We start from the raw sequence: 9837 nt of genomic DNA, 5'->3' as shown, positions 1-9837 counted from the left end.
CAATGCGATGCCGCTGGGTGCCATGCCGGTCGGCACGATCGTCCACAATGTCGAACTCAAGCCCGGCAAGGGCGCCCAGGTGGCCCGTTCGGCCGGCGCCTATGCGCAGCTTGTCGGCCGCGACCAGGGCATGGCGATCCTGCGGCTGAACTCGGGCGAGCAGCGCCTGGTGCAGCAGAGCTGCTTTGCCACGGTCGGCGCCGTCTCCAACCCCGACCACGCCAACATCAATCTGGGCAAGGCGGGCCGCAAGCGTTGGCTCGGTCGCCGGCCGCATGTGCGCGGCGTCGTCATGAACCCGGTCGACCACCCCCATGGCGGCGGCGAGGGCCGCACCTCGGGCGGCCGCCATCCGGTCACCCCCTGGGGCAAGCCGACCAAGGGCAAGCGCACGCGCTCGAACAGGCAGACCGACAAATTCATCATGCGCTCGCGCCACCAGCGCAAGAAGTAAGGACACCGCTTCATGGCTCGTTCAGTTTGGAAAGGCCCGTTCGTCGACGGCTATCTGCTCAAGAAGGCGGAGAAGGCCCGTGAATCCGGTCGCAATGACGTCATCAAGATCTGGTCCCGGCGCTCGACCATCATGCCGCAGTTCGTGGGCCTGACCTTCGGCGTCTATAACGGCAAGAAGCATATTCCGGTGTCCGTGTCCGAGGACATGGTCGGCCACAAGTTCGGCGAGTTCGCGCCGACGCGCACCTATTACGGCCATGGCGCCGACAAGAAGGCGAGAAGGAAGTAACGATGGGCAAGCCGAAGGCAGAACGGCGGCTGGCCGACAATGAGGCCCGCGCGGTGGCGCGGATGGTCCGTGTCAGCCCGCAGAAGCTCAACCTCGTCGCCCAGATGATCCGCGGCAAGAAGGTCGATGCGGCGCTGGCCGATCTCGAATTCTCGCGCAAGCGGATCGCCGGCACGGTGCGCAAGACGCTGGAGTCCGCCATCGCCAACGCCGAGAACAATCATGACCTCGATGTCGACGCGCTGGTCGTGTCGGAAGCCTATGTGGGCAAGTCGATCGTCATGAAGCGCTTTCACGCGCGCGGGCGCGGCCGGGCCAGCCGGATCACCAAACCTTTCTCGCACCTGACGATCGTCGTGCGCGAAGTCGAAGAGGAGGCCGCCTGATGGGCCAGAAGATCAATCCGGTCGGGTTCCGCCTCGGCGTCAACCGCACCTGGGATTCGCGCTGGTACGCCAACACCGGCGAATACGGCCAGCTTCTGCACGAGGACCTCAGGATCCGCCGATATCTGGAAAAGGAACTCAAGCAGGCCGCCGTCTCCAAGATCGTGATCGAGCGTCCGCACAAGAAGTGCCGCGTGACGATCCACTCGGCGCGTCCGGGCATCATCATCGGCAAGAAGGGCGCCGACATCGAGAAGCTGCGCCGCAAACTGTCGACCTTCACCGACGCCGACACCGTTCTGAACATCGTCGAGGTGCGCAAGCCCGAGATCGACGCGACGCTCGTCGCCCAGTCGATCGCCCAGCAGCTTGAGCGCCGCGTCGCCTTCCGCCGCGCCATGAAGCGCGCGGTCCAGTCGGCCATGCGCCTTGGCGCCGAGGGCATCCGGATCAACTCGGCCGGTCGCCTGGGCGGCGCCGAGATCGCCCGCACCGAATGGTACCGCGAGGGCCGCGTGCCGCTGCACACGCTGCGCGCCGACGTCGATTACGGCACCGCCGAAGCCGAGACCGCCTACGGCATCATCGGCATCAAGGTCTGGATCTTCAAGGGCGAGATCCTCGAACACGACCCGATGGCGTCCGAGCGCCGCGCCAGCGAGCAGGACGCCCCCGGTTCGGGCTCCCGCCGCCGCGAGAACGCCTGATCGCGGGCAGGAGTGAAGTAGATGTTGCAACCCAAACGGACCAAGTTCCGCAAGCAGTTCAAGGGCCGGATCCGCGGGCACGCCAAGGGCGGCACGGATCTCAACTTCGGCGCCTACGGCCTTAAGGCGCTGGAGCCGAACCGCGTCAACGCGCGCGAGATCGAGGCGGCCCGCCGCGCGATCACCCGCCATATGAAGCGCGCCGGCCGCGTCTGGATCCGCGTCTTCCCCGACGTGCCGGTCACCTCCAAGCCGACCGAGGTGCGCATGGGCAAGGGCAAGGGCTCGGTCGACCATTGGGCCGCGCGCGTCAAGCCGGGGCGGGTGATGTTCGAAATCGACGGCGTGCCCGAGGACGTGGCGCGCGAGGCGTTGCGCCTTGGGGCCGCCAAACTGTCGGTCAAGACGCGCTTCATTCAGCGCATCGCCGAATAGGAGTAACCGCGATGAAAGCCGTAGACGTTCGGGCGATGACCGCCGACGAGATGGCCGACAAGCTGGCCGAATTGAAGAAGGAACAGTTCTCGCTGCGCTTCCAGGCGGCGACGGGACAGCTCGAAAACGCGGCGCGGGTGCGCCAGGTGCGCCGCGACATCGCCCGCATCAAGACGATCGCGGCCGAAAAGGCCAGCGCCGGAAAGGCCCAAGGGTAACGGACATGCCGAAACGAATATTGCAGGGCGTCGTGGTCAGCGACAAGAACGACAAGACGGTGGTCGTGCGCGTCGAGCGCCGCTTCTCGCACCCGCTGATGAAGAAGACCGTGCGCCGCACAAAGCGCTACCAGGCCCATGACGAGGCCAACCGGTTCAAGGTGGGCGACATGGTGCGCATCGTCGAATGCGCGCCGGTCTCCAGGAACAAGCGCTGGGCCGTGCTGGCGGACGAGGCGGCGGCGGGCGCCGAAGGATGAGGACGGAGCGCTGCGGCGCTGTTTGACAAGAAGAACAAGGGCATCGCGTCATGATTCAGATGCAGACAAATCTCGATGTCGCCGACAATTCCGGCGCGCGCCGCGTCCAGTGCATCAAGGTGCTGGGCGGCTCGAAGCGAAAATATGCGTCCGTCGGTGACATCATCGTCGTGTCGGTCAAGGAGGCGATCCCGCGCGGCCGCGTCAAGAAGGGCGATGTGATGAAGGCGGTCGTCGTGCGCACCGCAAAGGACATCCGTCGCCCCGACGGCAGCGTCATCCGGTTCGACGGCAACGCCGCCGTTCTGGTCAACAACAACAAGGAGCCGGTTGGCACCCGCATCTTCGGCCCCGTGCCGCGCGAGCTGCGCGCCAGAAGCCACATGAAGATCATTTCGCTGGCTCCCGAAGTGCTTTAAGGAACAGGTCCGATGCAGAAGATCAAGAAGGGCGACGAGGTCGTCGTGCTCGCCGGCAAGGACAAGGGCCGCAGGGGCAGCGTGATCCAGGTGATGCCGAAGGACGGCGCCGCGCTGGTGGCCGGCATCAACATGGTCAGGCGCCACCAGCGCCAGACCGCATCGCGCGAGGCGGGCATCATTGCCAAGGAAGCGCCGATCGACCTGTCGAACCTGGCGGTCGCGGACCCCAAGGACGGCAAGCCGACCCGCGTGGGCTTCCGCCTCGAAGACGGCAAGAAAATGCGCTTCGCCAAGCGCTCCGGAGAAGTGATCGATGGCTGACACCGCCTATGAGCCCCGGTTGAAGACCAAATATCGCGACGCCATTCGCGGCGAGCTGCGCGAGCGCTTCAACTATGACAATTTGATGCAGATCCCCAAGGTCGAAAAGATTGTCGTGAACATGGGCGTCGGCGACGCCGTCACCGATTCCAAGCGTCCCGCCGCCGCCGCCGAGGAACTGTCGCTGATCACCGGCCAGAAGGCCGTCGTCACGCGCGCGCGCAACTCGATTGCCGGCTTCAAGGTGCGCGAGGAGATGCCGCTGGGCGCCAAGGTGACGCTGCGCGGCAACCGCATGTATGAATTCATGGACCGGCTCGTGAACATCGCCTTGCCGCGCGTTCGCGATTTCCGGGGCCTGAATCCCAGGAGCTTCGACGGCCGCGGCAACTTCGCCATGGGCCTGAAGGAGCAAATCGTCTTCCCCGAGATCAATTACGACAAGGTCGACAAGGTTCGGGGCATGGACATCATCGTTTGCACGAGTGCGAAGACGGACGAGGAGGCGCGCGAACTGCTGCGTGCCTTCAACTTCCCGTTCAGCCAGCAGCACTGACGGCGGGCGTAGAAAGGAAAGCCAGATGGCAAAAGTCAGCGCAGTCGAAAAGAACAGGCACCGGCGCAAGCTGGTCGACCGCCATGCGAGAAAGCGCGCCGAACTCAAGGCCGTCGTGATGGATCGCTCGCGCCCGATCGAGGAGCGCTTCCGCGCAACGCTCAAGCTGAGCGAGATGCCGCGCAACTCGGCCAGGGTGCGCGTGCGCAACCGCTGCGAGGTTTCGGGCCGTCCGCGCGGTTACTACCGCAAACTGAAAATGTCGCGCATCGCGCTGCGTGAACTGGGCTCGCTCGGCAAGGTGCCGGGCGTGGTCAAGTCGAGCTGGTAAGGGGAGGCTTCAATGTCGGTTTCCGATCCCGTCGGCGATATGCTGACCCGCATCCGCAACGGCCTGCATCGCCACAAGAATTCGATCTCGACGCCGGCTTCCAAGCTGCGCGCGCGCGTCCTCGACGTGTTGCAGTCCGAGGGCTATATCCGCGGCTACAGCCAGATCGAGTTCGGCAACGGCAAGTCCGAATTCGAGATCGAATTGAAATATTATGAAAACGAACCGGTCATCCGCAGGATCGAGCGCGTCTCGAAGCCCGGTCGACGGGTCTATGTCGGCGCCAGGTCGATCGAGCATGTCGCCAACGGTCTTGGCATCGCCATCCTTTCGACCCCGCAAGGTGTGATGGCCGATCACGAGGCCCGCGAGAAGAATGTCGGCGGAGAATATCTGTGCCGCGTCTTCTGATGCCGGCCCGCCCTCTCCACCGAAGTGTGAACACGGACGGATAAAGCCATGTCTCGTATCGGAAAGAAGCCGGTCGCAATTCCCCAGGGCGTGACCGCCTCGGTCGACGGGCAGACCGTGACCGCCAAGGGCCCCAGGGGCGAGTTGACCTATGTGGTCAACGACGAGGTCCTGGTCGCCATGCAGGAAGGCGCCATCAGCGTCGAGCCGCGCCAGCAGACCAAGGACGCCCGCTCCAAATGGGGCATGTCGCGCACCATGATCGAGAACATCATGACCGGCGTCAAAAGCGGTTTCGAGCGCAAGCTGGAGATCAACGGCGTGGGCTACCGCGCCGCCATGCAGGGCAAGAAGCTCCAATTGGCGCTCGGCTACAGCCATGATGTGATCTATGAACTGCCCGAGGGCGTTGCAGCGGTAACGCCCAAGCCGACCGAGATCGTCCTGTCCGGCATCGACAAGCAGCAGCTCGGGCAGGTCGCCGCCGAGATCCGCCAATTCCGCCCGCCCGAGCCCTATAAGGGCAAGGGCGTCAAATACGCCGAAGAGACGATCGTCCGCAAGGAAGGCAAGAAGAAGTAGGGAATCGCAACCATGCCAGCTTCCAAACAGGCCCTGGTCAAGCGCGCCAGCCGCGTGCGTCGCCAGCTCAAGAAGGTCGGGAGCGGCCGGCCGCGCCTCTCCGTGTTCCGGTCCTCCAGGAACATCTACGCCCAGGTGATCGACGACAGCGCCGGCCGGACGCTGGCCGCCGCCTCCACGCTCGATGCCGACCTGAGGAAGGCGCTGAAGACCGGCGCCGACACGGATGCCGCCGCCGCCGTCGGCAAGCTCGTCGCCGAGCGTGCCGCCAAGGCCGGCGTCACCGACGTCGTCTTCGACCGCGGCGCCTATCTCTTCCACGGCCGCGTCAAGGCGCTGGCCGACGCCGCCCGCGAGGGCGGGCTCAACTTCTGATCATCGAACCGTCCGGCGGGATGACCGCCGGGCAGAACCAACCGCCAGAGACCGGAAAAGAACAAGGGACAAGGACATGGCACAGGAGCGCGGGCAGCGCGGACGGGATCGCGATCGCAGGCGTGATCGCGACGAGGCCGAAAGCGAATTCGTCGACAAGCTCGTTCACATCAACCGTGTCGCCAAGGTGGTGAAGGGCGGCCGGCGTTTCGGCTTCGCCGCGCTCGTCGTCGTCGGCGACCAGAAGGGCCGGGTCGGTTTCGGCCACGGCAAGGCGCGCGAGGTGCCCGAGGCCATCCGCAAGGCGACCGAGAGCGCCAAGCGCGATATGATCTTCGTGCCGCTCAGGTCCGGCCGGACGCTGCATCACGACGTCGAGGGCCGTCACGGCGCCGGCAAGGTGTTGCTGCGCGCGGCGCCGCCCGGCACCGGCATCATCGCCGGCGGCCCGATGCGCGCCGTCTTCGAGACCGTCGGCATGCATGATGTGGTCGCCAAGTCGACCGGGACCTCGAACCCTTACAACATGGTTCGTGCCACCTTCGACGCGCTCAAGCGGCAGATGCATCCCAAGGACATCGCCGCCCAGCGCGGCATCAAGCATTCCACGCTCCAGGCGCGCCGCCGTGAACTGATCGGCGCGGAGGAATAGCACCATGGCCGAGGCAAGCAAGACCATCACCGTCGAGCAGACCGGCTCGCCGATCCGCCGTCCCGCCGACCAGCGCCAGACGCTGATCGGGCTGGGTTTGAACAAGATGCACCGCCGCCGCACCCTGGAAGACACGCCGGCCGTGCGCGGCATGATCCGCAAGGTGCGCCATCTGGTGCGCATCGTGGACGAACAGTGAGCTTCGGAGAGACCCGATGAGACTGAACGAACTGCGCGACAATGAAGGCGCGCGCAAGAAGCGCGTGCGCGTCGGCCGCGGCATCGGCTCGGGCAAGGGCAAGACGTCCGGCCGGGGCGTCAAGGGCCAGAAGTCCCGCTCGGGCGTGGCGATCAAGGGCTTTGAGGGCGGTCAGAACCCGCTCTACCGGCGCCTGCCCAAGCGCGGCTTCACCGCGCCTTTTTCGACCGACTACAACATCGTGTCGATCGCCCGGCTCGAACAGGCCGTCGAGGCCGGCAGGCTGGACGCCAAGAAGCCCGTGACGGCCGAGGCGCTGGTCGAGGCCGGCGTCCTGCGCCGCGTCCGGGACGGCGTTCGCGTTCTGGCCGACGGCGCGGCCAAGACCAAATTCGCGCTCGAAGTGGCCGGCGCCTCCAGGGCCGCCGTCGAGAAGATCGAAAAGGCCGGCGGGTCGGTGACCATTCTCGCCGCCGGAGCCAGGCCGGACGCCGAAGCGGCCGACGCCTGAACCCACGCCAATGTGAGGCCGAGCCGCCGGTTCGGCCTCGGTTTCGGCTTGCGCCCCACGGGGCCAGCGCCTATGTGCGACCAGATCCGCGAACGCGCCGCCGGGGATCGGCGCTTGCCTGGCCCGACCGGCGCGAGAGCGCCCCAAGACGGAGACCGTTCATGGCTTCTGCCGCCGAACAGCTCGCAGCCAATCTCAACTTCGGCGCATTCGCCAAGGCCACCGAGCTCAAGCAGCGCATCTGGTTCACGCTGGGCGTCCTTCTTGTCTACCGGCTCGGCACCTACATTCCCATTCCGGGTCTGAACATGGAGGCCTATGCCCAGGCTTTCGCCAACCAGGCGGGCGGCATCTTGGGCATGTTCAACATGTTCACCGGCGGCGCGGTCGAGCGCATGGCCGTGTTCGCGCTCGGCATCATGCCCTACATCTCGGCCGCCATCGCCGTGCAGCTCATGACGTCGGTCATCCCGACGCTGGAGCAGCTCAAGAAGGAAGGCGAGCAGGGCCGCAAGGTCATCAACCAGTATACGCGCTATCTGACGGTGTTGCTGGCGACGCTGCAATCCTACGGGATCGCCGTCGGCCTTGAGAGCGGCGCCAACATCGTCGCCGATCCGGGCTGGTTCTTCCGCATCTCCACGGTGATCACGCTGGTCGGCGGCACCATGTTCCTTTTGTGGCTCGGCGAGCAGATCACCGCGCGCGGCATCGGCAACGGCGTCTCGCTGATCATCTTCGCCGGCATCGTCGCCGGGCTGCCCGGGGCGGTCGCCGGCACGCTCGAACTGGGCCGCACCGGCGCCATGTCGACGCCGTTCATCATCGCCATCATCGTCCTGGCGATCGCCGTGATCGCGCTGATCGTCTTCGTCGAGCGCGCCCAAAGGCGGCTCCTGATCCAGTATCCCAAGCGCCAGGTCGGCAACCGCATGTTCCAGGGCGACACCTCGCACCTGCCGCTCAAGCTGAACACGGCCGGCGTCATTCCGCCCATCTTCGCCTCCTCGCTGCTCTTGCTGCCGGCGACGCTGGCGGGCTTTTCCGACACCTCGACCCTGCCCGAATGGGGCACCGCCGTGCTCGCCGCGCTGGGCCATGGCCAGCCGCTCTACATGATCTTCTATGCTGTGATGATCGCCTTCTTCGCCTTCTTCTACACGGCCATCGTGTTCAACCCGCAGGACACGGCCGACAATCTGAAGAATCATTCCGGCTTCATTCCGGGTATCAGGCCCGGCCAGCGCACGGCCGAATATATCGACCACGTCCTGACGCGCATCACCGTGGTCGGCGCCATCTATCTCGTTCTTGTGTGCCTGTTGCCCGAATTTCTCATTGCGGGCACCGGCGTGCCGTTTTATCTCGGAGGCACGTCGCTGCTGATCGTCGTCAGCGTGACGCTCGATACGGTGGCGCAGGTGCAGGGACATCTCATCGCCCACCAGTATGAGGGCTTGATCAAGAAGTCCAAGCTGCGTGGGGGGAAAAAGCGCAGATGAGATTGATATTGCTGGGTCCGCCTGGGGCGGGCAAGGGCACGCAGGCCCGCGTCCTGGCGGATCGGCACGGCATCGTGCAGCTATCGACCGGGGACATGCTGCGCGCGGCCGTTGCCGCCGGCACCGAGGTCGGCCGGCGCGCCAAGGCGATCATGGACGCAGGCGAACTCGTCTCCGACGATATCGTCAATGCGATCGTCTCCGAGCGGATCGACGCGCCCGACTGCGCGGGCGGCTTCATTCTGGACGGCTATCCGCGCACGCTCGCCCAGGCCGACGCGGTCGAGGCGATTTTGGCCGACAAGGGCATCGCGCTCGACGCGGTGATCGAACTGGTCGTCGACGACAAGGCCCTTGTGGGCCGGATCGTCAAGCGCGCCCAGGAGGCGGCCGCGGCCGGCCAGCCCGTGCGCAAGGACGACAATCCTCAGGTCTTCGATGAGCGCCTGCGCGAGTACCACAAGAAGACGGCGGCGCTGATCGGTTATTATCATGCCAAGGGCAAGCTCCGCCCGGTCGACGCAATGGCTTCGATCGATGGGGTCGGCGAGCAGATCGCCGCCGTGCTGGACGAACTCTGAGGCGCGCGCCAAGGGCAAAAACATGATGCCGGGGAGTTGACATCGCACCGCGATTCCCCGATATGCACCGCCTATTACGCCTGCGTATTGACAAGGGTCGGTTGCGGCTTTCCGCTCCGGTCCCTTCATTTTGATCGATGGCGCTACCCATAACACCCGGACCCCCGGACAGGACGAAAGACCCGGCCCGCCGGGCATCGAAGGAGAAGCCGCGTGGCCCGTATCGCTGGCGTCAACATACCGACGGCAAAGCGCGTTGTGATCGCATTGCAGTACATTCATGGGATCGGCCCGAAATTCGCCGGCGATATCGTCGCCAGGAACAATATCGATCCGGCCCGCCGCGTCCATGAACTGACCGACGCCGAGGTTCTGTCGATCCGCGAGACGATCGACCGCGCCTATCAGGTCGAGGGCGATCTGCGCCGCGAGACCTCGATGAACGTCAAGCGCCTGATGGACCTTGGCTGCTATCGCGGGCTGCGCCATCGCCGCAGCTTGCCTGTGCGCGGCCAGCGCACCCATACCAACGCCCGCACCCGCAAGGGGCCTGCCAAGCCGATCGCAGGGAAGAAGAAGTAACTGAGTCGGTCGTTGTTCGTCGGTCGTGGGTCGTATTGCACGGCGGCCTTTTACGATCGAC

Annotated in this window: 20 protein-coding genes; all 20 read left to right on the top strand. The window is 65.5% G+C overall.

All coding sequences use genetic code 11. From position 1 onward, the window contains the following. On the top strand, window positions 1-454 hold a 454-nt coding region (rplB, locus tag AC5E6L_RS03445; RefSeq protein ID WP_491771298.1), incomplete at its 5' end, for a 50S ribosomal protein L2. A gap of 12 nt (window positions 455-466) precedes the next feature. Then, window positions 467-745 (top strand): 30S ribosomal protein S19, encoded by a 279-nt coding sequence (gene rpsS, locus AC5E6L_RS03440; RefSeq protein ID WP_491230212.1) that lies wholly within the window; start codon window positions 467-469, stop codon window positions 743-745. 2 nt (window positions 746-747) lie between these two features. After that, window positions 748-1131, top strand: a complete 384-nt coding sequence (gene rplV / locus AC5E6L_RS03435) for a 50S ribosomal protein L22 (RefSeq protein ID WP_491230213.1) — start codon at window positions 748-750, stop codon at window positions 1129-1131. Continuing rightward, entirely contained in the window at window positions 1131-1838 is a 708-nt protein-coding gene (rpsC, locus tag AC5E6L_RS03430) for a 30S ribosomal protein S3 (RefSeq protein ID WP_491230214.1), read from the top strand. The genes rplV and rpsC overlap by 1 nt, the downstream gene beginning before the upstream one ends. A gap of 21 nt (window positions 1839-1859) precedes the next feature. Beyond that, window positions 1860-2273 (top strand): 50S ribosomal protein L16, encoded by a 414-nt coding sequence (rplP, locus tag AC5E6L_RS03425; RefSeq protein ID WP_491230215.1) that lies wholly within the window; start codon window positions 1860-1862, stop codon window positions 2271-2273. 11 nt (window positions 2274-2284) lie between these two features. After that, window positions 2285-2491, top strand: a complete 207-nt coding sequence (gene rpmC, locus AC5E6L_RS03420) for a 50S ribosomal protein L29 (RefSeq protein ID WP_491230216.1) — start codon at window positions 2285-2287, stop codon at window positions 2489-2491. A gap of 5 nt (window positions 2492-2496) precedes the next feature. Then, window positions 2497-2751, top strand: coding sequence for a 30S ribosomal protein S17 (rpsQ, locus tag AC5E6L_RS03415; protein ID WP_491771294.1), 255 nt, complete (start codon window positions 2497-2499; stop codon window positions 2749-2751). Window positions 2752-2801: 50 nt separating this feature from the next. Then, the gene (gene rplN / locus AC5E6L_RS03410; RefSeq protein WP_491229812.1) at window positions 2802-3170 is read left to right on the top strand and encodes a 50S ribosomal protein L14; all 369 of its coding nucleotides are present in this window, start codon (window positions 2802-2804) and stop codon (window positions 3168-3170) included. Window positions 3171-3182: 12 nt separating this feature from the next. Further along, window positions 3183-3494 (top strand): 50S ribosomal protein L24, encoded by a 312-nt coding sequence (gene rplX / locus AC5E6L_RS03405; RefSeq protein WP_491771292.1) that lies wholly within the window; start codon window positions 3183-3185, stop codon window positions 3492-3494. Continuing rightward, on the top strand, window positions 3487-4050 hold the full coding sequence (rplE, locus tag AC5E6L_RS03400; protein WP_491229810.1) for a 50S ribosomal protein L5: 564 nt from the start codon (window positions 3487-3489) through the stop codon (window positions 4048-4050). The genes rplX and rplE overlap by 8 nt, the downstream gene beginning before the upstream one ends. A 25-nt stretch (window positions 4051-4075) precedes the next feature. Beyond that, complete coding sequence (rpsN, locus tag AC5E6L_RS03395; protein ID WP_491229809.1) at window positions 4076-4381, top strand: 30S ribosomal protein S14; 306 nt, start codon at window positions 4076-4078, stop codon at window positions 4379-4381. Between the two features lie 12 nt (window positions 4382-4393). Next, window positions 4394-4792, top strand: coding sequence for a 30S ribosomal protein S8 (rpsH, locus tag AC5E6L_RS03390; protein WP_491229808.1), 399 nt, complete (start codon window positions 4394-4396; stop codon window positions 4790-4792). A 48-nt stretch (window positions 4793-4840) separates the two neighbouring features. Then, complete coding sequence (rplF, locus tag AC5E6L_RS03385) at window positions 4841-5374, top strand: 50S ribosomal protein L6 (protein ID WP_491229807.1); 534 nt, start codon at window positions 4841-4843, stop codon at window positions 5372-5374. Window positions 5375-5386: 12 nt separating this feature from the next. Beyond that, window positions 5387-5749 (top strand): 50S ribosomal protein L18, encoded by a 363-nt coding sequence (gene rplR, locus AC5E6L_RS03380; protein WP_491229806.1) that lies wholly within the window; start codon window positions 5387-5389, stop codon window positions 5747-5749. Between the two features lie 76 nt (window positions 5750-5825). Then, the gene (gene rpsE / locus AC5E6L_RS03375; RefSeq protein WP_491229805.1) at window positions 5826-6401 is read left to right on the top strand and encodes a 30S ribosomal protein S5; all 576 of its coding nucleotides are present in this window, start codon (window positions 5826-5828) and stop codon (window positions 6399-6401) included. A gap of 4 nt (window positions 6402-6405) precedes the next feature. Beyond that, entirely contained in the window at window positions 6406-6600 is a 195-nt protein-coding gene (gene rpmD / locus AC5E6L_RS03370; protein WP_491229804.1) for a 50S ribosomal protein L30, read from the top strand. A 16-nt stretch (window positions 6601-6616) separates the two neighbouring features. Then, window positions 6617-7111, top strand: a complete 495-nt coding sequence (gene rplO / locus AC5E6L_RS03365) for a 50S ribosomal protein L15 (protein WP_491229803.1) — start codon at window positions 6617-6619, stop codon at window positions 7109-7111. A 161-nt stretch (window positions 7112-7272) separates the two neighbouring features. Then, window positions 7273-8613 (top strand): preprotein translocase subunit SecY, encoded by a 1341-nt coding sequence (gene secY, locus AC5E6L_RS03360; RefSeq protein WP_491229802.1) that lies wholly within the window; start codon window positions 7273-7275, stop codon window positions 8611-8613. Further along, a complete protein-coding gene (locus AC5E6L_RS03355) occupies window positions 8610-9194 on the top strand; it encodes an adenylate kinase (protein WP_491229801.1) in 585 nt (194 codons plus the stop codon). Before secY ends, AC5E6L_RS03355 begins: the two co-directional genes overlap by 4 nt. A gap of 213 nt (window positions 9195-9407) precedes the next feature. Further along, window positions 9408-9776: a 30S ribosomal protein S13 gene (gene rpsM, locus AC5E6L_RS03350; RefSeq protein ID WP_491771286.1), complete on the top strand. Its 369-nt coding sequence runs from the start codon at window positions 9408-9410 to the stop codon at window positions 9774-9776. Window positions 9777-9837 lie beyond the last annotated feature (61 nt).

The organism is Roseitalea sp. (genome assembly GCF_984466335.1).
This window is presented reverse-complemented; position numbering and strand designations above follow the sequence as displayed.